At 41.1% G+C, this 22,442-nt stretch carries 20 protein-coding genes and 1 rRNA gene; 9 read left to right on the forward strand and 12 right to left on the reverse strand.

What is annotated here, in order from left to right; all coding sequences use genetic code 11:
* Nucleotides 1-452: 452 nt before the first annotated feature.
* The 7 genes from M595_RS13350 (at nt 453) to M595_RS13380 (ending at nt 9,457) form a co-directional block, all read left to right on the forward strand.
* Nucleotides 453-1,421, forward strand: a complete 969-nt coding sequence (locus tag M595_RS13350) for a circadian clock protein KaiA (protein WP_023066844.1) — start codon at nt 453-455, stop codon at nt 1,419-1,421.
* A 169-nt stretch (nt 1,422-1,590) separates the two neighbouring features.
* Nucleotides 1,591-1,905 (forward strand): circadian clock protein KaiB, encoded by a 315-nt coding sequence (gene kaiB, locus M595_RS13355; RefSeq protein ID WP_009782897.1) that lies wholly within the window; start codon nt 1,591-1,593, stop codon nt 1,903-1,905.
* 172 nt (nt 1,906-2,077) lie between these two features.
* Nucleotides 2,078-3,643 (forward strand): circadian clock protein KaiC, encoded by a 1,566-nt coding sequence (kaiC, locus tag M595_RS13360; RefSeq protein WP_023066874.1) that lies wholly within the window; start codon nt 2,078-2,080, stop codon nt 3,641-3,643.
* A gap of 194 nt (nt 3,644-3,837) precedes the next feature.
* Complete coding sequence (locus M595_RS13365; protein WP_023066877.1) at nt 3,838-4,707, forward strand: undecaprenyl-diphosphate phosphatase; 870 nt, start codon at nt 3,838-3,840, stop codon at nt 4,705-4,707.
* Between the two features lie 87 nt (nt 4,708-4,794).
* On the forward strand, nt 4,795-6,126 hold the full coding sequence (locus M595_RS13370; RefSeq protein ID WP_023066849.1) for a TIGR03279 family radical SAM protein: 1,332 nt from the start codon (nt 4,795-4,797) through the stop codon (nt 6,124-6,126).
* Nucleotides 6,127-6,277: 151 nt separating this feature from the next.
* Entirely contained in the window at nt 6,278-9,031 is a 2,754-nt protein-coding gene (locus M595_RS13375; protein WP_023066821.1) for a TolC family protein, read from the forward strand.
* Between the two features lie 129 nt (nt 9,032-9,160).
* Nucleotides 9,161-9,457: a 2Fe-2S iron-sulfur cluster-binding protein gene (locus M595_RS13380; protein ID WP_023066838.1), complete on the forward strand. Its 297-nt coding sequence runs from the start codon at nt 9,161-9,163 to the stop codon at nt 9,455-9,457.
* Nucleotides 9,458-9,631: 174 nt separating this feature from the next.
* Here the strand turns inward: M595_RS13380 and msrB are convergent, their stop codons facing one another.
* The 5 genes from msrB to M595_RS13405 form a co-directional block, all read right to left on the reverse strand.
* Nucleotides 9,632-10,033 carry a peptide-methionine (R)-S-oxide reductase MsrB gene (msrB, locus tag M595_RS13385; RefSeq protein WP_023066822.1) on the reverse strand — a complete coding sequence of 134 codons (402 nt, stop codon included), beginning with the start codon at nt 10,031-10,033 and terminating at the stop codon, nt 9,632-9,634.
* Between the two features lie 176 nt (nt 10,034-10,209).
* Nucleotides 10,210-10,635, reverse strand: a complete 426-nt coding sequence (locus M595_RS13390) for a DUF2996 domain-containing protein (RefSeq protein WP_023066816.1) — start codon at nt 10,633-10,635, stop codon at nt 10,210-10,212.
* 207 nt (nt 10,636-10,842) lie between these two features.
* Nucleotides 10,843-11,346, reverse strand: a complete 504-nt coding sequence (locus M595_RS13395) for a hypothetical protein (protein WP_040484082.1) — start codon at nt 11,344-11,346, stop codon at nt 10,843-10,845.
* Nucleotides 11,347-11,458: 112 nt separating this feature from the next.
* Nucleotides 11,459-12,346: a hypothetical protein gene (locus tag M595_RS13400; protein ID WP_023066857.1), complete on the reverse strand. Its 888-nt coding sequence runs from the start codon at nt 12,344-12,346 to the stop codon at nt 11,459-11,461.
* Between the two features lie 83 nt (nt 12,347-12,429).
* A complete protein-coding gene (locus M595_RS13405; protein WP_023066872.1) occupies nt 12,430-12,927 on the reverse strand; it encodes a hypothetical protein in 498 nt (165 codons plus the stop codon).
* A 513-nt stretch (nt 12,928-13,440) separates the two neighbouring features.
* Between M595_RS13405 and rrf the strand changes: the two genes are divergently transcribed.
* Nucleotides 13,441-13,557 (forward strand): 5S ribosomal RNA (gene rrf / locus M595_RS13410).
* Between the two features lie 120 nt (nt 13,558-13,677).
* Here rrf and M595_RS13415 read toward each other — a convergent pair.
* The 3 genes from M595_RS13415 to M595_RS13425 all read right to left on the reverse strand — a co-directional run bounded on the left by M595_RS13415 (nt 13,678) and on the right by M595_RS13425 (nt 17,538).
* On the reverse strand, nt 13,678-15,240 hold the full coding sequence (locus M595_RS13415) for a flotillin family protein (RefSeq protein WP_023066815.1): 1,563 nt from the start codon (nt 15,238-15,240) through the stop codon (nt 13,678-13,680).
* A gap of 37 nt (nt 15,241-15,277) precedes the next feature.
* Complete coding sequence (locus tag M595_RS13420) at nt 15,278-16,666, reverse strand: flotillin family protein (protein WP_023066863.1); 1,389 nt, start codon at nt 16,664-16,666, stop codon at nt 15,278-15,280.
* Nucleotides 16,667-16,920: 254 nt separating this feature from the next.
* A complete protein-coding gene (locus M595_RS13425; RefSeq protein ID WP_023066835.1) occupies nt 16,921-17,538 on the reverse strand; it encodes a hypothetical protein in 618 nt (205 codons plus the stop codon).
* A 161-nt stretch (nt 17,539-17,699) separates the two neighbouring features.
* Here M595_RS13425 and M595_RS13430 point away from each other — a divergent pair, with 161 nt between their 5' ends.
* Nucleotides 17,700-18,323 carry an acetoacetate decarboxylase family protein gene (locus M595_RS13430; protein WP_023066836.1) on the forward strand — a complete coding sequence of 208 codons (624 nt, stop codon included), beginning with the start codon at nt 17,700-17,702 and terminating at the stop codon, nt 18,321-18,323.
* 13 nt (nt 18,324-18,336) lie between these two features.
* Here M595_RS13430 and M595_RS13435 read toward each other — a convergent pair whose 3' ends face one another.
* From M595_RS13435 to M595_RS13450, 4 genes are all read right to left on the reverse strand, one after another.
* A complete protein-coding gene (locus M595_RS13435; protein ID WP_023066860.1) occupies nt 18,337-19,278 on the reverse strand; it encodes a spermine/spermidine synthase domain-containing protein in 942 nt (313 codons plus the stop codon).
* Nucleotides 19,279-19,413: 135 nt separating this feature from the next.
* On the reverse strand, nt 19,414-19,884 hold the full coding sequence (locus M595_RS13440) for a pentapeptide repeat-containing protein (RefSeq protein WP_023066866.1): 471 nt from the start codon (nt 19,882-19,884) through the stop codon (nt 19,414-19,416).
* 534 nt (nt 19,885-20,418) lie between these two features.
* The gene (locus tag M595_RS13445; RefSeq protein WP_023066837.1) at nt 20,419-21,069 is read right to left on the reverse strand and encodes an RloB family protein; all 651 of its coding nucleotides are present in this window, start codon (nt 21,067-21,069) and stop codon (nt 20,419-20,421) included.
* A 2-nt stretch (nt 21,070-21,071) separates the two neighbouring features.
* On the reverse strand, nt 21,072-22,412 hold the full coding sequence (locus M595_RS13450) for an AAA family ATPase (protein WP_023066850.1): 1,341 nt from the start codon (nt 22,410-22,412) through the stop codon (nt 21,072-21,074).
* Nucleotides 22,413-22,442 lie beyond the last annotated feature (30 nt).

The raw sequence follows: 22,442 nt of genomic DNA on the forward strand, positions 1-22,442 counted from the left end.
TGTGGATTCGCTGCTTCTAAATATCAGAGAATGGGATTGTCTTAACTGTAAAACTCACCACGATTGTGACAGTAACGCCGCACTCAACATAAGAAATGAAGGCATCAGAATAATACATTTTGGCGGAGGGAACCCCGTCTCTGCTGAGGGAGCCTGTTTAAGACCAGATAACCGCGACGGTGAAAGGGCATCGGGCTGAGAAATCAGAAGCTCACATTGTACCGCGGCGGTCAGTGTGAGTAGTTCACGAGTCAGAAAACAGTTACAATTGTAAACTATAGATTCTTGTAGAATAGGCAGCTTGTCTGTAAATTTATAGCCGATGAACGAGATCAAGGGTTCCGATGATCCCGGTTTGAGTGACAAGCGGCTGTTCTGGTGTAAAAGATTTGGCAAATTGCACGGTTAAGATTAGTTACAATTTATGATTAAATCTTTTATAGAATCTCGAAATGTTAGTAAAGGAGACTGGATCTCTGAGCGACTCTCTAGCGGGTAACTTAACTTCAACCCATGCCGCCGTATGGCGTCCACATCTTTCGATCTGTGTATTTGTACCCTCAGAATCGATAGCTGATTCTGTGATGTCTAGTTTGCAGAGTGATCGCTATGCTGTCACTCTGGTTGATTCCGTTGAGGAGTTACTGCAATACGTGAGTCAAGAAAGAGAACAACTCGATTGCTTAATCGTACAAGTAGATATGGATCTGACGCTGTTGGTAGATCAATTTCAACAGCAAGGGATCTCTTTACCGACTGTTATTCTTGATCCTCAGATCAAGTCTTCTCAACCCACTGCTCAAAGTGAAACCTCTGCTTCGACTCAATCTTTTTCAGACTCGCTTAACTACATCTATCACAGCAGTGAAGTTCGTATGGGAGTCAACCAACTCAATCAGATCAGTGGTTATGTAGACAAAGCGATCAGTCAATTTATTACCCAAGCCGTTACGACTCGTCTGACGGATGACTCCCTTGATGTTGATACACCGACAGAGTTGACAAACTTTATCATGCGTCAACAAAAAAGACTCGCCGATAAACTACATGAGCGGTTGGGATACTTAGGAGTCTACTATAAGCGCAGTTCTCAAAACTTTCTGCGGAATTTGCCTCCAGCCGAACGCCAAGAATTACTCGAACAACTTAAATTAAAATATCGGCAGATTGTTTTAAGTTATTTTTCCGGAGATCCAGCCCTTAACAATAAAATTGATGAATATGTTAATATTGCATTCTTTGCCGATGTTCCCGTGACTCGGATTGTGGAAATTCATATGGAGCTGATGGATAACTTTTCCAAACAATTGAAATTAGAAGGACGCAGCGAAGATGTCTTGTTGGATTACCGTCTTACATTAATCGATATGGTCGCTCATTTGTGTGAAATGTATCGACGCTCTATTCCAAGAGAGTCCTAGTTCTTCTGTCGATCTTTAAAAGTTGAAACGATACATCCGACTTCTAGAGGAGATCATTCTAGACGTTAAAAAATCCAACTTTTAGTCAATAACCAACAAATCGGAGATCAAGGAACAGAAGAAAACCATTCACGATAAAATCTATCTGTCAAGTTATCCTTGAAAATCTATGAGTCCTTTAAAAAAAACCTATGTTCTCAAACTCTACGTTGCCGGAAATACCCCGAACTCTGTACGAGCGCTCAAAACCCTAAAAGAAATCTTAGAACAAGAGTTTCAGGGCGTTTATGCACTCAAAGTCATTGACGTTCTGAAAAATCCTCAACTTGCCGAGGAAGACAAGATTCTTGCCACACCGACCCTTTCTAAAATTTTACCTCCACCTGTGCGAAAAATCATTGGCGACCTCTCAGATCGAGAAAAAGTATTGATCGGACTTGACCTACTCTATGAAGAACTTGGTGATGATGGACTAAACCTCTAAACTGAATCTTGATATAGCGCTAAATCGTCTAGCCAATTTCTGAGCCAACCCCCTGACTTTGGCATTTGAGCCAACAATCTACACAGTCCATCCATGTTTTGTGGTAAATGTAGCAATAGGCAAATCGTATTTTAGCATTAATTTAGAGGTGGATTTTTAAAACCTAAAGATTATGAGTGAAAGCAGTCAAAACGCGAAGACAAATGGACGTAAACTGATTGGCGTTCAAAAAATCCGAACGATGGTCGAAGGATTTGATGATATTAGTCATGGGGGAATGCCCTTAGGAAGAACAACTTTAGTCAGTGGGACATCCGGCACAGGTAAAACGCTGTTTGCCGTTCAGTTTCTCTACAACGGAATTATCAATTTTGATGAACCTGGTATTTTTGTTACTTTTGAAGAATCTCCTAATGATATTATTAAAAACGCCTCTAGTTTTGGTTGGGATTTACAAGAATTAGTCGAACAAGGAAAACTGTTTATTTTAGATGCTTCTCCTGATCCGGAAGGACAAGATATTGTTGGCAACTTTGATTTGTCTGCTCTGATTGAACGGATTCAATACGCGATTCGCAAATACAAAGCCAGACGAGTTTCGATTGACTCCGTAACTGCGGTTTTCCAACAATACGAAGCCGCAGGCGTGGTTAGACGGGAAATCTTTCGCTTGGTGGCTCGCTTAAAACAAGTCGGAGCAACGACGATCATGACAACCGAACGAGAACAAGAATATGGTCCGGTTGCTCGTTTTGGCGTTGAAGAATTTGTTTCTGATAATGTGATTATTGTCCGCAATGTTTTAGAGGGAGAACGTCGTCGCCGAACGATGGAAATTCTCAAACTACGGGGAACTACTCACATGAAAGGAGAATTCCCTTTTACCATTACCAATAACGGCATTAGTATCTTCCCCTTGGGCGCAATGCGATTGACTCAACGTTCTTCTAATGTGAGAGTTTCCTCTGGAAATGAAACCCTCGATCAAATGTGTGGAGGTGGATTTTTTAAAGACTCAATTATTTTGGCAACGGGTGCAACAGGAACCGGAAAAACTTTACTGGTGAGTGTTTTCCTCAATAATGCTTGTAAAAACGGTGAACGAGCCATTTTATTTGCCTATGAAGAATCTCGCGCTCAATTGCTGAGAAATGCCAACTCCTGGGGGATTGACTTTGAAGACATGGAACAGAAAGGATTACTCCGGATTTTGTGTAGTTATCCCGAATCTGCCGGAGTAGAAGATCATCTGCAAATTATTAAATCAGAAATTACAGAATTTAAGCCTGCTCGAATTGCCATTGATTCTTTATCTGCCCTCGCTCGGGGGGTGAGTAATAATGCGTTTCGACAGTTTGTAATTGGGGTGACAGGATACGCCAAACAAGAGGAAATTACTGGATTTTTTACCAACACAACGGATCAGTTTATGGGGTCTAACTCAATTACTGATTCTCATATTTCTACGATCACTGATACCATTTTGATGCTGCAATATGTAGAAATTCGAGGGGAAATGTCTCGCGCGCTCAACGTGTTTAAAATGAGAGGCTCATGGCACGATAAAGGCATCCGAGAATATACGATTACCGATAAAGGCCCTCTGATCACTGATTCTTTCCGGGAGTATGAACGAATTATTAGCGGTTCTCCGACTCGAATTAGTGTCAATGAAAAAAGCGAACTGTCCCGAATTATTGAAGGGGTACAGGGGAAAGGAGGAGAGATTGATGACTAGATTAAACTCAGTTGATGATCAGAGGTTGGGTTGTCATCTCAAAGCTTAATCAATCTGGATTTAAGGGAGTTTTAAATTGGTTTCTCATAGCCATTAGACTTGCCGTTACTAAAGGAGAATGCCAGACTATTATTAGGTGATACACCATAGGGATTGTTCACCACCAATCGTTCACCTTTGTCGTGTAAAAGCTTGTGGAACCATCAACTGTAGTTACAACAACAGATATTAATGTATTTCGCGCAATTATCTTAGGGTTGGTACAAGGACTAACCGAGTTTATACCCATTAGTAGTACAGCGCATTTAAAGGTTGTACCCGTAGCATTGGGTTGGGGAGATCCGGGTGTTGCGTTCACGGCAGTGATTCAACTCGGAAGTATTGCCGCAGTGCTGTCGTATTTTTGGAATGACTTAACACAAGTTACAGTTGGTGCATTTAAAGCCATTACCCATTCAGATTATCAATCTTCGGAGTTTCGTCTTGCTTTAGGAATTGCTTTAGGAACAATACCGATTGTTTTTTTTGGCTTGCTGATTAAAATTTTCATTCCCGATTTTGATAACTCTCCCTTACGCAGTATCCTATCCATTGCAATCGCTTCTATTGTCATGGCATTACTCTTAGGATTAGCGGAAAAAATCGGCACTCGTAAGCGTAATTATGAACAGCTTGATGTGCGAGATGGGGTATTAATGGGATTGGCTCAAACTTTAGCCTTGGTTCCTGGGGTTTCCCGCTCTGGTTCAACCATTACTGCTGGACTTTTTATGGGGCTGGAACGGGCGACTGCGGCTCGATTTTCTTTTCTTTTAGGAATTCCGGCGATTACTTTGGCAGGTTTAGTAGAATTAAAAGGGTTGTTAGATGAAGGATTAGGGAGTATTGCTGGCGTTCCCCTGGTTGCAGGCTTGATTTCATCAGCTTTATTTTCCTACCTGGCGATCGCTTGGTTAATTCGTTATCTACAAACTCAGAATACTTGGATTTTTGTTTGGTATCGATTGGCTTTTGGAGTCGCCATTATCGCGGCGGTTGCTGGAGGGGCTATCGAAAATAGTTAAAACAGTTACATGGTGCATCATTCAATTGTTAGGGGTTGGTTGTCCGAACTCTCAACTAACTCCTAACATCTAAAAGGAACAAATAAGATGAGTAACCGTTCATTTCGTCCCGCTCAAATTACTAAAGTTCTTCCGGATTCGATTGCGGATGAAATGGGTTTTGAACCCGGAGATGCAATTATTTCTATTAACGGACAGCATCCCCGTGATTTAATCGATTATCAATTTTTCTGTGCAGATGAAATTTTAGAACTCGAAGTTCTCGATAGTCGGGGAAAAGTTCATCAGGTGGAAATCGAGAAAGACTATGATCAGGATTTGGGATTAGAGTTTGAAACGGCATTATTTGATGGTTTAATTCAATGTAATAATCGTTGTCCGTTTTGTTTTATCGATCAGCAACCTCCCGGAAAACGAGAAACACTTTATCTTAAAGATGATGATTATCGCCTGAGTTTTCTATACGGTTCTTATTTAACGTTAACTAATTTACCGCCACGAGAATGGCAACGAATCGCGCAAATGCGACTTTCCCCGCTTTATGTTTCTGTTCACGCCACAGAAGCGGATGTGCGAGTTCGTTTGTTGAAAAATTCTCGGGCGGGGGAAATTTTAAAACAACTTCAATGGTTTCAAGAAAATCGTCTCCAAATTCACGCTCAAGTGGTAGTTTGTCCGGGAATTAATGATGGTCAACATCTCGAAACAACTCTACAAGATTTAGCCGGGTTTCATACCGGAGAAATTCCGACTGTTGCTTCGGTTGCAGTGGTTCCGGTGGGGTTAACTCGGTTTCGTCCTCCCGAAGATGAATTAATTCCTGTAACTCCAGAAAAAGCGACAGAAGTTATTACTCAAGTGCAAACCATACAAGAAAAACTTCAGCAAAAATATGACAAAAATTGTGTATGGTTAGCTGATGAATGGTTTTTAATTGCTCGTCAACCGTTACCCCCAACTTCCCATTATCAAGATTATCCGCAAATTGGGAATGGAGTCGGTTCAATTCGTAAATTTCTGCAAGAATTTGAAATTGCGATCGCTAAATTTCCCAATCACAGACAAACCCCTCGAAGATTCACTTGGGTTGTAGGAAATGCAGTAGAAGTCGCGTTTGCACCTGTCGTTGAACGGTTTAACCAAATTTCTGGATTGACAGTTGACATGATCGCCCTATGCAGTCAATACTGGGGACAAACCATCACGGTAACAGGGTTACTCACGGGTCAAGATTTACTTCAGGGTCTTCAAGGAAAAAATTTAGGTGATTGCATACTACTACCGTCGGTGATGCTCAAACACGAAGATACCCTCTTTCTCGATGATATGAGTGTAGCCGAACTGTCTCAGCAACTTCAAACCCCGATTTTGCCTGTAACTGATGTCGAAGCATTAATCTCTAAAGCTTTGAACGATTAATCGTTGATGCTGGATGGTTGTTGCTGGACGCTTGTAGTAACTCGACTGCAATTTTTTATTATCTCGCACTTTTTCAGCTTAATTCTGTGTAGCAGCATACCCTGATTGCACTAAAATTGTTTCTGGACTTGCAGACGCAGTAAAAAAACTTATGCCTGTTTTTCAAAATTTATTGGCTGTGGGAGTGAGCGGCGCGATTACATTTATTTATTTAGGACAAGGGATAGCAGTCCCGACGTCGATTGAATCTCAGGGTCAAAACTCGATTTCCCAAACGAGTTTTAAACAAAATTTAACTAAAACTCGATCAGCCCAATCTACCGCAGATGCAACCCCAGCCCCAAATCAACCCTTAGAAGCTTCACCAGAACCCTCTCCGCCGGATTCTGTTTCTAATACTGTCGAAGTTTCTATCAAACAAAATCCCGTTAAACCGACTTCTCCCCGGGCGATTATCAATCATTTTACAACTTCAACGACGGAGGAGAATCTGACACTCAATAAGGCGGAATCTTCTCTAGAAAAGGTGTTGAAGCAAAATCCAACTAAATCCGTTGTCATCGGTTCAACTCTACCCAGAATTCTCGATAAATTTATTTCTTCGAGTTCCGACAAGCCAACTTCTGAAAATCTTCAGGCTTCAGTGGAAACGGTGTTTAAAGAAAATCCCGTTAAACCGACTGCCTCAAGTTCAGCATCACAACCGTCAATTCTCAATAATTTTACCTCTGCTAGTTCAGATCAGCCAACTGTAGACAATTCCGAGTCTTCAGAGGAAACGGTATTTAAAGAAAATGCGGTTAAATCCTCAAGTTCAGCATCACAACCGTCAATTCTCAATAATTTTACCTCTGCTAGTTCAGATCAGCCAACTGTAGACAATTCCGAGTCTTCAGAGGAAACGGTATTTAAAGAAAATGCGGTTAAATCCTCAAGTTCAGCATCACAACCATCAATTATCAATAATTTCACCTCTGCTAGTTCACAACAGCCAACTGTAGACAATTCCGAGTCTTCAGAGGAAACGGTATTTAAAGAAAATGCGGTTAAATCCTCAAGTTCAGCATCACAACCATCAATTATCAATAATTTCACCTCTGCTAGTTCACAACAGCCAACTGTAGACAATTCTCAGGCTTCAGAGGAAACAGTGTTTAAAGAAAATGCTGTTAAACCCTCAACTCCGAGCAACAGTAGTATCCCCACCTCATTAAGTCCAAATACAACCTCTCAGAGACTCTCATCACCACAGCCATCTGTTTCTTCTGCTCCTTTAAACAATCAACGGAGATCTAGCAACTCAACTCCAAACTTATTTGAACTCTCTCAACTTCTTCCTGAAAGTATTTCGGGGAAACCTCCCCAGATTGCTCAAGCAGGCGACACCCCAACCCTAGAAACTCCTGATCTGAGTCCCCCAAACGAACCCTTTCCCCAGCCGACTCCTAGCGGTATCTTACAAACCAATCCGCCCCCGATTACGTTACCGAGTTCTAATCCTTTGTATACTCCAAATCGGCCTCGGGAAGTCGAAATTCAAGAAACTGTACCGATTACTTTATCGCAAGCGGTGGACTTGGCTCGACGTAATAACGAAGAAATTCGGGTGTTTGAATTGCAAGTTGAACAAAATTTAGCCGCTCTCAGACAAGCGCAAGCGGATCTTTATCCGACTCTAAGCTGGATTTCAACGATTACTCGTTCGTTCAGTGCGGCCAACGATATTGCCAACTCCGCAAGAAACCGTGAGACTCGGATTGCCAATGAACGTATTCGAGAGCAAAACGAGCAAAATGAAGATCAACAACAGGAACAACGACAAGCCATCAGTTTTTCCCGAACCTTTGGGGTGACTACGTTTGAGAATACATTCCAATTCCAGTATGATTTTGACCTGAGTGGGGCGCGTGGGGCGCGAATTCAAGCCGCAGAAGAACAGTTGCGTTTGGCGCGGTTGGAGTTTGAACGCAGTGTCGAACAGTTACGTCTGGATGTGACCGAAGCCTATTATAATTTGCAGGAAGCTGATGCTGAAGTTGAGATTCAACGGGCTGCGGTTCGGAACTCCCAAAAAAGTTTGGAAGATGCAGAAGCTTTGGAACGAGCGGGGGTAGGAACTCGGTTTGAAGTGTTGCAGGCGCGAGTCACTTTATCCCGAGTTCAGCAGGATCTCACCAATGCGATTAGTAACCAAAGAACCCGACGGCGAGAATTGGCGAATATTTTGAATGTTAGTCAAAATGTTAACTTGATTGCAGCAGATGCGATCGCCTTGGCTGGGGCTTGGGATTTCACCTTAGAGGAAAGTATTGTCCTCGCTTATGACAACCGAGCGGAACTAGAACAGGAATTGGTGAACCGCAACCTCGCTGAACAAAGACGCATTGCTGCCCGTGCTGCTCAACGACCGAATTTAACGACCGTCGCCAATTATAATGTTTTAGGAGTATTATCCGATAACAGCGATCCGTTTGCGAACCAAGGTTGGGCGGATGGTTACGACGTTCAGTTACAAATGCGCTGGAATTTCTTTGATGGCGGTTTAGCCAAAGCAAATGCTCGTCAGCAGGAGATTAATATTGCGATCGCTGAGGAACGGTATTCTGAATTAATCAATGATATTCGCTTAGAAGTCGAAAGTGCGTTTTATGACTTGCAGGCGACGTTTGAAAATATTGGTGTGGCGAATTTAGGGGTTGAAGAAGCGACAGAAGCGTTACGTTTGGCTCGGTTACGGTTTCAGGCGGGTGTGGGAACTCAGCTTGATGTGATTAACCAAGAAACGGATTTAACTCGCGCTCAAAACCAGTTGCTACAGGCGGTGATTGGTTATAACCGGGCTTTGTCTCGTTTACAACGCGCGGTGAGCAATCTTCCGGATAACAATCTGCAAGCATTGCCCTAATAAAGCTTCTTGTCTCTAACTTGCAATGTAGGTGTGTTCGGTTATGTACGCTTATCACATAATCACGAATGCCCTCATTTTGTTAACATTTTTTTATAAGTTTAAAGAAATTGAATTCAGGAATCTCGAATGGCTAACATTAAATTTGTCAACGAAAATCAGGAAATTATTGCAGCCGACGGAGCCAACTTGAGGATTAAAGCCCTAGAAAAGCAAATTGACCTCTATACTTTCATGGGTAAAATGATGAATTGTGGGGGTTATGGTCAATGTGGGACTTGTATTGTTGAAGTGGTTGAAGGAATGGAAAATCTCTCCCCTCGTACTGATACCGAAAAGCGTATTCTCAAGAAAAAACCGGAAAGTTATCGACTCGCTTGCCAAACAATGGTTAACGGCCCGGTCACAATTAAAACAAAGCCCTAGCGTGAATGGGAGCGAGTCTCCTAAAAACTTGATTCATTGATGACAATTAGGGGCAACCCGTCAGGTTGGGTTGTCCCAATGCTCAATTGAATGAAATTGAAAAAACAATGCGACAAAAGGCAATCTTGCTACAGGGAAGATCACCCCATCACCCCATCACTCCACCTTCGGTTGTTAGGACTCACTCGGAACAAAGTCAAGGGCGGCGGAGTTCATGCAATAACGTTGACCTGTGGGAGCAGGGCCATCATTAAAGACGTGACCCAGATGAGCATCGCAAGCTCCACATAAGACTTCTGTGCGTTTCATAAACAGGCTACTATCTTCTTTGTAGCTAATGTTTTCTTCGCTAGCAGGTTTCCAAAAACTCGGCCAACCTGTTCCTGAATCATATTTAGCCTCGGAGGTAAATAACTCAGTCCCACAACAGACGCATTTGTAGGTTCCCGATTGTTTATTGTCGTGATATTTGCCTGTAAAAGCTGGTTCTGTTCCGTGTTTACGGGTAACTTTGAACTGTTCGGGAGTGAGTTGTTGTTTCCACTCTTGTTCTGACTTTTGAACTTTCTCAACCATAATTTCAGACTGGGTAATTAATAGGGGTATTTATTTGTAAATTATAATGATTTTGATAAAACTTAACAATTCGCCGCACTCAAAAATAAAGAAGTCAGCATTCTTTGAAAAACTGACTTCCGCTCAATCGAATTCAATAGCAATCTAGAAGCGAGGAGAGAATAATTTTATTGCCTCTAATTTCGATTTAACCACTTCTGAGCATTCAGTCGCTGAACCACACCAAACACCAGCAAAGACAGGTTGATGCGACGTTCATCTCCCAAAAACGGCTCAATTCCACTGGGCTTAGAACCATTATCCGCGCAAGAGAATACCTTTTGAGCTTTAATATCTTCATTGGGGAAGTAAACATTAAATTGACGTTTACCCCCTTTCCATTGACCCATCACTTGCCAACAGGGTTCAGAAGTCCCTACACTGGCAGGAAGCTTTTCCTTGGCAAATTTCAACTCCAAGTCCTCAAGACCTTGACTGGTCAACGCATCTCGCAAAGCGGGAATATAATGCTGTTCGATAAACTCAGGAAAGGGTTTATCTTCAACGGCAGGCGGCTTTTCTTTTTTCGCTGCTGGCTTTTTAGATTCAGTTTCTTCTGACATTGATATTTCCTTGCTCAAATCTCAGCAACAACTCACGAGAATTAGTAATCAGCGTATCGGTTTTTTCTCTAGATTCAGAGAAAAGAGAAGTGATCAATCACCCCATCACTGACTGCTACGAACTTCGGAGCAAAATGCCCATCTTATTATACCGTTCTCTGAGGGGAAGTCTAGCCAGATCGCGAAAAAAATAGAACATTGACCCGATCAATTGGCTGAAGCATCGACCTCGATCACTTCTACATCCTCAATCGGTTGACCTTGATGGACTAACTGTTTATGATCATTGGAATTCAAATTCACTCGCAGTTGATTTTGTCCAGGTTCGAGAGTACCAAGATAATACCAGTTTCCATAAATTCTCGTAATTTTTTCTCCGTTAACGTATAAGTGAGCGTGTCCTTCTCCGGGGCGGTCATTGCTGCTGGCGTGTTCGGGTGCGAAGCGAAAATTCGAGACTTTCACCTCCAAGTTCCATCCTTTCATCTGATCAGGATGAACCACCAAATCAACGCTGGGAATGGGTTGACCCTCGGGAATTTCCATCGGTTCGTGATTGTGATTCATCCCTTGTCCGTGACCATGTTCTCCGTGAGATTCGTGAGACAGTTCAACTGCTAAACTTCTTTGCACTTCACCCCGACTCAGTGAATTTCCAAACAAAATTACAGTCACAACTGTAGCTAATGTGAGAAAACACCTAATGCTCATTTAAGAATACAACTCCTGACTAAAAAACTTACATTAAAAATTCAGTAGTTGGATTGTAAGTCAGGGGTTAAAGTGCGTCAAAAGACAGGCTGTCAAACTTGAGTTTCAAGGGTTAAATTTCCGCATAAGCCCGTTCAACTAAACGACGGGTTAAAGTTTGTACACCTGTATGAGTGTAGTAATTCGTGGTCATATCGAGAAACGCCGCCACATAATCGAGTTTGTCGTTACTAATATCAACAAAGTTTTGCAGATTATTCACGACCTTTTCGGGGGTTAAATCTCGTTGAGCGACAAAATTTCCCATCCAACCCGTAACGGAATGAACACTTTCTTGAATGAAGTTCAATTTCCCTTCAGGGTTCTCGCCGGGAATCATGGGATTAATCCGCTTAAAGCCTTCATGTTTTTCTAATTCTTTCGGCGTGAGACTTTCAATTTTTTCTAATACAGCTTGTAGAAAATTCGGCCCTAAAGGAATTAAACCATCCAAACAGACCAACGCCGCCATCCGCATTAATGCTTCACCGCCATAGTCTGATAAAGCCCCAACAAAATCCCCAATACTATCACCAGGAATTCCATTAATCTGACAAAAAGCAACTAATTCAACGACAACTTTTAACGATAAATCAATCGCTTGGGCTTTATCCGCTTTGGGTGTTAGTTTATTTAAAATCCCCAAAAAACTGACCTGTTCACCAATTTTATTGGCTAAAGCTGCGGTTCCTAAAGCTGTTCCTGCACTATCAATAGTCTGATATAACCACAATGCCCGTTGATATCCTTCAGACTTATCATTATACAGCCATAATGCCCGTTCACTAATTTGTTGAACTAAGGCTGGATCAGTTTCTCCCGTGTATTTTTCGACTGTATTGGCAAAACCAACAACATTCTCCCATTCGCCAGGAACCGCAAAATCCAAACCTCTCAACACCATAACGGTAATACCACCCGTCGGCAGTTCATCGACTAACTCAATAATTGATTTACTCACAATAATTCTCCTTTTTTAGCTCTAGTTTTTGAGCTTTTAGCGACCAAAAAAACAAAGTTGTCTGGGACTCTCCAAAAAACAGTTTACTTAACTCGGGCTAAACCCGTCAAATTAAACTGAGTTAACCATTGTTCACGTTCGCTATCACTCAAACTCTTAGAGGTGACTTTTACCTGATAGCGATTCGCGACTAAAAGAGCAGTTGTATTGCTACCTTGAGTCACAGCCGGATATCCGGCAATACTCTTATTGCTGTTTTGAAATTTAGAAGCCGCCGTGGGATTATTGGCTGTATCATTAATCGAAAGTAAGGCGACTTCTTCACCTCCTTCAGAAACTTTGGCCTGAGCAAATCCTGATTTTTCCTGACGAAAATTAACTTTATAGTCTCCCTGACTTTTTGGGAAAAATTTATTAAACTCACCCCCCGACACAGGTTCCTCCGCCACGATTTGGCCGCCTGAATTGGATTGATCTGCCGTTGGAGGAGCAGAGGTCATCGTTGCATTGCAACCGGAAACAAACAGCGACAATGCCAACACACAGGCGATGAGAATATTGGGTAAACGTTTCAAGCTCATATAACTCTCTGGGATAGTAAAAGAACGGAAAAATTATCTTTCTATCTTATCAGAATGTGGCAAGGGGAGAGTGATCAAACCCCTTTCGTGAGAATCGTTCAATTTTTGTATAATCAGTGTCTTGTTTAGGAGGTTGAAAGCAACGGAATGGGAAGTTCAGACTGTAATCAATCCGATTGCGGACCTGTGAAGAAATTTGATTTGTAAATGAGTGAAATTTAACCGCAAGGTCAACAATGAAGGTCGTCTGTGTTGAGACATCGCCAACCCCTGACGGGAAAAAACAAAGCTCATCTATCCGGTTGGGGGTCATTTTCACGGGACAGCTTCGGAGTGAGTTAAAGTTCGCTCAAGGACAACGACACGAAAAAATTTTGACTTCGGGGGGTTGACAAGCTCAAAGAAAGGCTATATAGTAGTTGAAGTGTGCAAGAGAAACAGCAAAACGCCTAACCTAACGGAAAGGAAGCTGCTCGTTAGCACAAAAGACCTAAAAAAGCATTTTAAAGCTTTTCTGGTGTCTATGGCTCGATGGAACCACACCGATCCATCTCGAACTCGGATGTGAAACGTTGACACGGCGAAGATACTTGGTGGGTAGCTGCCTGGGAAAATAGCTCGATGCCAGGATAATATGTAAAAGCCTTCTTCCAGTGATAAATCGGAAGGAGGCTTTTAATTGATTTGGAAGTCGCTCAAGTCTCAAAAGTAAAGTAAGGTAAGCATTGCCTACCCTACCCTAAACAGAATTTATGCTTGCTCTAACCAACTCTGAACCATTGCAGTCGGAATGTAAACTTTAGAATGACTAAACATCGTCTTGAAAGTGTCTTGACCCCCCATGTTTAGAGCTTTTTGCAAACGTAATTTGAATTGTGCATCCGTTTTAATCTTCTGCTCAACAGCGCGTTCAGCTTCTATATTCGTTTGTGTGTTTTCAGCAATTTGAGTGAGGAATTGTTGAACTTCTGATTGAACAGACTTCAAAAATTCTTCATTTGTTCCGGTTGAGTTAGACCCATAAGTTGGCAAAGATTTTCCCTTTTTTAAGAGGTCTAATTGCTCCATACTGTTGTCAGGTGAACGAGGTTGACTCACATTGCGAACTGCATCGGCAACATCGATTCCAGTCGTTTGACGCAACTGTTCTAAAAATCCGGCAATTTTTGTGGCATTAGTCCCATTTTCACTATTAATAACCGTGAGATTATCCACCTCAACTTCAGGAATTGTAGAAACAAGAGTTTGTAGCAATCCTTCCAGTTTTTGATAGAGAAAAATTTCTCGGGCATTTGTACCTGCGGCTTTCCAAGATTCCGCTAACCGTTGAGTCCCTTCGGCTCTGGCTTTTCCTTCTTCAATAATCTGAGCTGCATCTCCTTTTGCACGGGCAATTGCACGTTTACATTCTGCTTCTGCTGGTGCCACAATATCAGCTTGTAGCCTCTGTTCAACTTGAATAATCCGTGCTTTTTGAACCGGAAGTTCAGCCTGAGTTCGGGCTACTTCTGAAGCAATTTCCGACTCAGATTCAGCAATCACCGCATCTCGCTTAGTCATCGCATCTTTAACTCGACGTTCAGCTTCGGCGCGAGCGACTTCTATCTCAGTTTCTAACTGTTTGAGAGATGTATTTTTCTTGTTTTCTGCATTCCGAATCACCGAAGTGGCTTGGGCTTGGGCTTCAGCCATGCGAGCATCCCGGAGGAGTTCAGCCTGTTGTTGACGTCCGATAGAATCGAGATAACCGACTTCATCAGAAATATTTTGAATTTGTAGGGTATCTAAAATCAACCCTAACCGTTCTAAATCATCCTCAGCTTCTTCTAATAAACTTTTAGCAAAAGCCAACTTATCACCGTTGACCTGTTCAGGAGTTAAGCTTGCTAATACCCCCCGTAAATTCCCTTCTAAAGTCTCTTTTGCCATTTGTTCGATTTCGTTGCGGGTTTTACCGAGTAAACGTTCAATGGCATTATGAATCGTCGGTTCTTCCCCAGCAATTTTAATATTAGCTACACTTTCAACCGTGAGCGGAATTCCCCCTTTTGAGTAAGCATTGGCAACTTTCAACTCAATAATCATGTTGGTTAAATCCATCCGAAAAGCCTGTTCAAGTAGGGGAACTCGAATGCTACTTCCGCCTTTAACCAAACGATATCCAACTTCTTCTCTGTCCTCTACACGCCGATGTCCACCTGCAAAAATTAGCACTTCGCTGGGTTGACAAACATAGTAAAGGTTGCGAATAATAAATGCTCCGGCACCTGTACCTAAACCTAATGTTGCGAGTAATGCAATGATAATTTCCATCGTTTTGAATGAATGAGTTTATGGGTCGTCAAAATCACTAATTGTTCAGGGTAAATTCTTGAGGTTTTTTGCGTCCATTGGTTTCGGCGCGAGTGGCGGCAACTTTTACCCCTAAGATGTGATCCACACTATCGAGGAACTGACTAAAGATTTCAGGATAAGCTTTTACTAAACTCGCAATTGATTTCCCGTCGCCATTATCAATCACATTGACATTGCGAAGTTCTACTCGGCTAGGAACTTTTGCAGCTTCTTTGAGGATCATTTCAATTTGCTGCAAGTAGAACAATTCGGAGGCATCTTGATCCATATCATGCCAAACTTTGGAGAGCAAATCGTTAACAAGGGCCTCAGCCTGAGCATTTTCGATCAACGGTGCGGCTTTTCCTTTAGCTTGCAGTTCCTTGGCTTGACGTTCGGCTTCAGCAGGTAAGACTTCATCTGCTTCTAAGCGTAACCGTTCTAATTCAGCGCGAACCGTTTGTAGGAGTTGTTCGGCACGGGCGCGGGCTTCTTTAGCGGCAGCGATGGTGCGTTCTTCCTCAGAACGGGCTTGCTGTTCGAGTTCAGCTTTGATTTTTCGCAGTTCGTTGTCTTTTTGTTGAATAATAGATAGGGCTTGAGTTTTGGCGACTTCGGATTGTCGTTTGCAGTCGGCTTCGATTTGTTCAGCTTCAGCCAGGGCGTTAGACTCGGCGATTTCTGCATCTCGCATAATCAGGGCAATTTGCCGACGTCCAATCGATTTGAGATAATCAACGTCATCGGAAACGCTTTGAATTTTGAGTGTATCAAGCTGTAAACCGAGTTTGCTGAGATCGCGAGAAACGTCTTCAGCGATGCGTTGGGCGAAGCGTAGGCGGTCTTCGTTGAGTTGTTCGGGGGTGAGGGTACTGACAACACCTCTCAGGTTGCCTTCTAGGGTTTCACGGGCGACTCGGGAGATTTCAGAGCGATCGCGATCGAGAAAACGTTCAATGGCATTACCCACAATTGCCCGATCACTGGAGATTTTCACATTGGCAATGGCTTGAATATGGAGAGGGGTTCCACCTCGGGAGTAGGCGTTGGTGATTTCGACGGGAACGGGCATGGTTCGCAGATCCATTGTTTTGACCGTTTCCAAAATCGGAATACAAATGGTGCGTCCGCCAAAAATTACTCGATAACCAACTTCGCCTTCTTTACTGCGATTTTTGCGACCGGAGAGGATTAAAATTTCGTTGGGTTTACAAATTTGTAGAAAGGTATTGAGAAACCAAATCAGAATAACAGTACCAAAAATGGTCAGGGCGATGGGTAACGCGGTGGAGATTTGTGCAGGTAATTCGCTGCGGTTCGTTGGGATAGACTCCACAGGTTGAACTTGCGCGACTTCTACTAAAATCGCGTCTTCTTCAGCATAGGCTACAAATTTATTGTTCATTTTTTTAGGTTGAATAGATACAATGTTGAGTTCCGATTTGTTAATCTCTGAATCAATTTGAGATTGAGTGAGTGTTTGTCAATCACCGCTTAGGGCGTGGGGATAATTTTATGAAATGAAGGCTAAGATTTTGTGCATATTTATGATGGGTCTGTAACTCCAACGAGAGAACGGATCTGTTTTCCTAGTTTTTTAGCGATTTAGAGTCAATTGTAATCGGTTAATGTGATTTTTTTGAGAGGTTTGGAGTCCAGTTACTCCTCTGAAGATTGTCTAAAGGAAGCTTCAGAGACAACCCAGACTTTGTTTTTTTCGACTCCGACGACAAAGGCTTGATCTCCTTGAGAAAATGCTTTTAAGTCTTCTGTCATCGCCATCAGATCGAGGGTTGTTCCTTTAATCCTTAACCGCACTTTGCCTCTACTATTGTGATCGAATGGGATTTCTACTATACTCGGTAAACCCAATAAATCATCGGTGCGTACCAAACTATCAGCTTGTTGTCTTTGCAGAAAACGTAACGCCCAAACCATCGCAGTTCCACTCACAACGCCAACCGCAATTGATATCCACAAAATCAACTGAGGGGACATCGCCGGGTTCAGTCGGGAAAGGATAACTCCTGTTAAACCAAAAAAACATCCACCAAATGTCCAAAACCGCAAGCTGAAAAACGGTAATCCTAGTCCTCGGGGGCGTCGCCTGTTCTTCCGGGGGATATATTTATTTTCTTCTGTTTGAGCGGATTTATCAACAAGTGTAATGTCTGAATCAAAGTCCTGATCAAAATCAACGCCATCTAGTCCGGCGAAAGCAGCTAATGCCACAAAAACACCGCCCACAACTAAACAGAATAGGTATAGAGTAAACATAGGCTCCCCTAATAACGGGATACTTCATAATTACTGTAATCTTCGACCATTGGTCTATTTCTATTTTCGCAAATTCGTTTCCGGATTCAGCAAACTTTTGTAACAAAAATAGGTCAATTATTGATCAAGTCTACAATTGATGTTCTCAATCCTTAAAAATTATGACCTATCCTGCCGCACCCTGGACTCTCAAAGGTTATGCCCTTCAGACTCTACAATGGGTTGATGTGGCAAAAGTTCGCCCGATGATTCCCTCGCCCTTCAAGATTATTTCTCCTTGGCCGAATCAAACCCTCGGCGGAATTTATATTTCGACTTATCAATCGGGTTCTAGTTTAGAATACAATGAACTGATTATTAGTGCTGGACTGGTGAGGTATTCGGGTGAATGGGGCGGATGGATTTCTCATATTTATGTTGATGATGAAGATTCGGTTGCAGGGGGGCGAGAAATTTGGGGACTTCCGAAACAATTGGCAGAATTTAAGTGGGAAGGACACAATAGGGTGACGGTTTCTCAAGGCGAAAATATTCTCTGTCGGCTGACTTATACTCAACCGAGTTGGAGTTTACCTCTGTCGTTAACAGTTCCAGCATTTGGCTATCAACAAGGGCGAATTCTACACTTTCAAAATCAGTTTAATTTTAATCTAAGTTTAATAAAAAGTCAAGTTGAAATTCCGCCAGAAAGTGTGTTTTATCCTCTCAATCTTGATAGATATTGGTTCACACTTTATCAAAACGCTCTAAATTTAGTTGTAGATCAACCCCGAACCTTAGAATAGTTTTTTAAGCGAATTAACCCAATAAATTTTGTTCAAAATCTGTCGGAGGTTTGGCGAGAGTATAGGTTTGAGTTTCGTTAGCGATCCGGGTGCGAATATGAGCGGGAGTTTGCAGAATTCCCAGGAGTGTAATTCCATCTAACATTTTGAATTCTTGGGTGGTTTTTTCAGCTAATAAGCGTTCAATTTCTTCTGGATTGGGTTGAGGGTTAATCTCGTTTTCAGAGGCTAAAATAAACCCCCAAGCTTCACCAAAACTGGGAACATGACTGCTATAAGGATGAATGCTCGAAAAGACTTGACTGAGGGTTTTGGCTAGACGGGCATGAAATTTTATTCTCAGCACAGAAGTCGATCCCGCTTGTACCCCTAAAACACCTCCTGGAGTTAACAAATCACGCAATTGTTGATAATATTCTTGAGTGAATAACCGAAAAGATGGCCCGGATTCGACGGGTTCAGAAAGATCAGAAATAATCACATCCCAAGGGTGTTTAATTTTATTCAAATATTCAAAAGCATCTCCAATAATAAGTTCAACTCGAGGATCATCAAAAGTATTCGCATTCATTTCCGGTAAATACTGACGACAAGCCTCGACAACTTCCCCATCAATATCAATCATCATCACTTTTTCAACGGTTTTCCAGCGCAAAACTTCCCGTAACGTCGCACCTTCACCCCCTCCCAAAATCAGAACTGTTCGAGGTTCACCCTGATAAATCATAGCCGGATGAACAAGGGGTTCGTGATAGAGAAATTCATCGCCAGTGGTTGACTGTAACTTCCCATCTAAAACTAAGGCTTTGCCATAGGTATCCGTTTCGACAACATACATTTGTTGATAGGGAGTCTGTTTGCAGGTGAGAATACGAGTGATCCCATGAGCGTAGAGATCCCAAGGGGTAAGATAATCACTTAACCAAAGATCGGCGTTAATTTGACTACCAGCCATGAAACTCCTTAATTTGAATTGATGAGTTTTGAGAGATTCACCCCTTATTTTTTATCATACAAACACCAAAAAAGGACAGAAATATTTTCCGTCCCTAATATTATAATTCTAGTCTAAGCAAGATTTCGGAATTCTCTATTCACCTGACCAGCTTACCCAATCATGGGAAACCCCCACACAACACATTCCTTGGTTCAATTCAGCTTCGTTGATATTGGCGTTGGTTAAATCTGCGCCACTGAGTTCTACATCAGTTAGAATTGCACCAATTAAGTCAGCGTTGGTTAAGTTGGCGCTGCGAAGATCTGCACGGGTGAGGTTAACTCGTCCCATATTTGCTTCAATTAAACTCGCTCCAATTAAGTTCACTTGACTAAGATTTGCACTGCGTAAATCAGCTTTATTCAAATCAGCATCGGTTAAATTTGCTTGACTTAAATCGGTTCCGCTTAAATTCGCACCACTGAGATCCGCACCACTAAGATCCGCTCGACTTAAATTCAGTTGACTGAGATCAACTCCACTTAAATTAACACCATGTAAACAAATCCCCGGAAAGTTTTTCTCACCAGCATCGATCCAGCTTAAGAATTGATTCGTATTCATTTGTTAAAACTCCAATTGTGTTGAGATGTTTTCTCTGATTTTTTCTCGAACTTATAATTCCATTGAGCATTGTTGAGGTTGAATAAAGAAACTGTTTAAATCTGCTTGAGTCAAAACCAGGTCGAAAAGTTCAATCCGTCAAAATGCTCACTAGATTTTACTTGAAACCTTGATTATGCTCTGAAAATGGGCTAAAAGATACCAATCAAGATCACAAAGGTGAATACACACAACAACAGGATAAAAGCTATTAAAAAGCCGATTACGGTATTGTCGTGTTCTGTTGTATGGGTTTGATGAGCGATCGTTAGGATACTCCTAATTTGATAGTAGCTCTATATTCTGTTAGCGTAGAAAATTAATTCGGTTAGGTTGGGTTTTCTTTAGATTAAATTAATGTTTATGAGATAAAACTTTATATTATCTAGAGTTTCAAGTATAGATACTTAGGGTTTTTGGAGAAAATACTTCACTAAAATTTACAGAAAAGATGAGGTTTAAAAAAATGTTCTAAATTTAGAGACGTTTGAGGAGCTAAGGAACTTTGGCTTTTTCTTCTTGCAGTTTTTTTACTAATAAATGAACTTTTGTAGAAGGATTAGCATGAACTTGACCCATTTCTTGCTGTTCTTTTTCTAAACGTTCAGCGTTTTCAATCGCTTGATTAAGTTTATCCTTTAGTAAATTGTAGTAGTCTTGAGATTTCTCATAATTTGTTGTTTTATTGACTGAGCTTGTATTGACTAACTCTCTTTGAACTTGAGTTTCAACCTCCGAACAATTTTGAAATGAACGAGTTGTAAATCTAAAATGTAAGAGTAGCCAAATTTCAAAACAGGGAATAGAGGTTATAGAGTCTTCAAAACCATAATCTTGTGCTTTTTTAATAGCTTGTTCATACTTTTCTGGTTTATTGTCATGGTCAAATACACAAAAAATTTCATCTGGTTTTGATGTCATTTGATTTTGATAAGAATTAGCTTTCTCTACAATTTGACAAGGATCACCACCCGAACCCGAATGTAATTTAATTTCAGTCGTTGGTAGTCTAAGTTCTGCTTTAAGATCGTTAAAATAATTATATTCTGTCTCCTTTCCTTCTACAACAATCAAAATAAGCTTTCTGGGTTTTCGTTGTCCACGATTTCTCTTTAATTTATCTGTAGATTTCCCCCGTCGTGACATGATTAAAAACTAAACCCTCCAATAAATGGAATGGCTCCATATCGACCTAATAAATAACCAGTTTGTAGAGATTCATCTTCTTTGGGCTGAAATTCAAGTAGAGAATATAAGCGAGTGATGCTCATCTTTTCTTTTTCAACAAACCAAACTTGATCTTGTCTAAATAAGTCATCGCACAAAAATGTTGTATCGTGAGTTGTAAAAATAAGTTGAGCATTATTTTTATTGATCTCTGGATTGTTAAACATTTTTACTAAAAATCTTGATAATATTGGATGTAAACTGCTCTCCATTTCATCAATAACCAATATTTCTCCCCTTTCTAGAACGGTTAACCATAGTCCTCCTATCTCAAATAAGCGTTGTGTTCCTTTTGATTCATGTTCCACCATGTAGAATTCTCTTTCTTCATCAGAATCTACCATCTTATGGCTTGTGATAATGTCTAATTGCACACGGCTATTCTGTTTGTATAATAATTCATCTCCTTCAGTTTCACTAACACTAGCTCGTGGAATAATCTTAATAGAACTTTTTTCTGTTAGTAATATCAAATTTTCTTTTACTCTAAAGTCTGAAATTCCAAGATCTGCTTTTTGTAAAAAATTGACAATTTCCTTGCGAAAAACATGATCTTCTAAGCTTCTTGCTGCTGTATATCCCCCACCGGGAAAGCTTGGACTGAAAATATTAAACTGATCTTCATTAAAGTTATCTCCAAACCAATTATATATTTTCTCTAACTGAGGATGACTATTTTGAGCCGCATGAGATAAGAATAAAGAATTACGACGAACTAAATTTTTAATGAGTCTGTTTTCTTCTGATAGATCTAGATATTCTCCAAATTTCCAGTTATACTGTTTATAGTCTGGTTTTAATTCGCGATGATCGGGGATAAAATTTCGCTCATACAAATTTTGTTGTTCATTGTCAAAATAAGCGATTAACCATTCTTCATAAATTCTTTCTTGATCTAGAGAAATTCCAAACTCGTAACGAACTTCTTCACAGATAAAGATTAACTCAAATAATGTTGGTTTTTGGTTGGATTCTGTATCTAATCTAAATGATTCTATGGGTAGCTTATCTCGACTCCCGCCCATTCCTTTCGCGGATTGTAAGACAATATTTTCCAGGGTATACATCGCTCTAACTAAATTACTCTTTCCGGCTGCATTTGGCCCGTAGATTACAGCACTTTTGAGTAAACGAATTTCCTCATTTCCCGGAACAGCAAAAGTATTTTTGGGTAGCGTTTCTATATCCTCTGACGCTACCATACTGAACGTTATTTTTTCTCGAATTGAACGATAATTTTCTACACTAAATTGAATTAACATAGTTGTTTAAAAGCTGTAAAATAGACTTGA

The sequence above is a fragment of the Lyngbya aestuarii BL J genome, assembly GCF_000478195.2.
Taxonomy (GTDB): Bacteria; Cyanobacteriota; Cyanobacteriia; order Cyanobacteriales; family Microcoleaceae; genus Capilliphycus; species Capilliphycus aestuarii.

Bases quoted from the DNA above. Each gene is read 5' to 3' on its own strand.
- M595_RS13350 (WP_023066844.1), top strand. From the start codon at position 453: ATGTTAGTAAAGGAGACTGGATCTCTGAGCGACTCTCTAGCGGGTAAC.
- kaiB (WP_009782897.1), top strand. From the start codon at position 1,591: ATGAGTCCTTTAAAAAAAACCTATGTTCTCAAACTCTACGTTGCCGGA.
- kaiC (WP_023066874.1), top strand. From the start codon at position 2,078: ATGAGTGAAAGCAGTCAAAACGCGAAGACAAATGGACGTAAACTGATT.
- M595_RS13370 (WP_023066849.1), top strand. From the start codon at position 4,795: ATGAGTAACCGTTCATTTCGTCCCGCTCAAATTACTAAAGTTCTTCCG.
- M595_RS13375 (WP_023066821.1), top strand. From the start codon at position 6,278: ATGCCTGTTTTTCAAAATTTATTGGCTGTGGGAGTGAGCGGCGCGATT.
- M595_RS13380 (WP_023066838.1), top strand. From the start codon at position 9,161: ATGGCTAACATTAAATTTGTCAACGAAAATCAGGAAATTATTGCAGCC.
- msrB (WP_023066822.1), bottom strand. From the start codon at position 10,033: ATGGTTGAGAAAGTTCAAAAGTCAGAACAAGAGTGGAAACAACAACTC.
- M595_RS13390 (WP_023066816.1), bottom strand. From the start codon at position 10,635: ATGTCAGAAGAAACTGAATCTAAAAAGCCAGCAGCGAAAAAAGAAAAG.
- M595_RS13395 (WP_040484082.1), bottom strand. From the start codon at position 11,346: ATGAGCATTAGGTGTTTTCTCACATTAGCTACAGTTGTGACTGTAATT.
- M595_RS13405 (WP_023066872.1), bottom strand. From the start codon at position 12,927: ATGAGCTTGAAACGTTTACCCAATATTCTCATCGCCTGTGTGTTGGCA.
- M595_RS13415 (WP_023066815.1), bottom strand. From the start codon at position 15,240: ATGGAAATTATCATTGCATTACTCGCAACATTAGGTTTAGGTACAGGT.
- M595_RS13420 (WP_023066863.1), bottom strand. From the start codon at position 16,666: ATGAACAATAAATTTGTAGCCTATGCTGAAGAAGACGCGATTTTAGTA.
- M595_RS13425 (WP_023066835.1), bottom strand. From the start codon at position 17,538: ATGTTTACTCTATACCTATTCTGTTTAGTTGTGGGCGGTGTTTTTGTG.
- M595_RS13430 (WP_023066836.1), top strand. From the start codon at position 17,700: ATGACCTATCCTGCCGCACCCTGGACTCTCAAAGGTTATGCCCTTCAG.
- M595_RS13435 (WP_023066860.1), bottom strand. From the start codon at position 19,278: ATGGCTGGTAGTCAAATTAACGCCGATCTTTGGTTAAGTGATTATCTT.
- M595_RS13440 (WP_023066866.1), bottom strand. From the start codon at position 19,884: ATGAATACGAATCAATTCTTAAGCTGGATCGATGCTGGTGAGAAAAAC.
- M595_RS13445 (WP_023066837.1), bottom strand. From the start codon at position 21,069: ATGTCACGACGGGGGAAATCTACAGATAAATTAAAGAGAAATCGTGGA.
- M595_RS13450 (WP_023066850.1), bottom strand. From the start codon at position 22,412: ATGTTAATTCAATTTAGTGTAGAAAATTATCGTTCAATTCGAGAAAAA.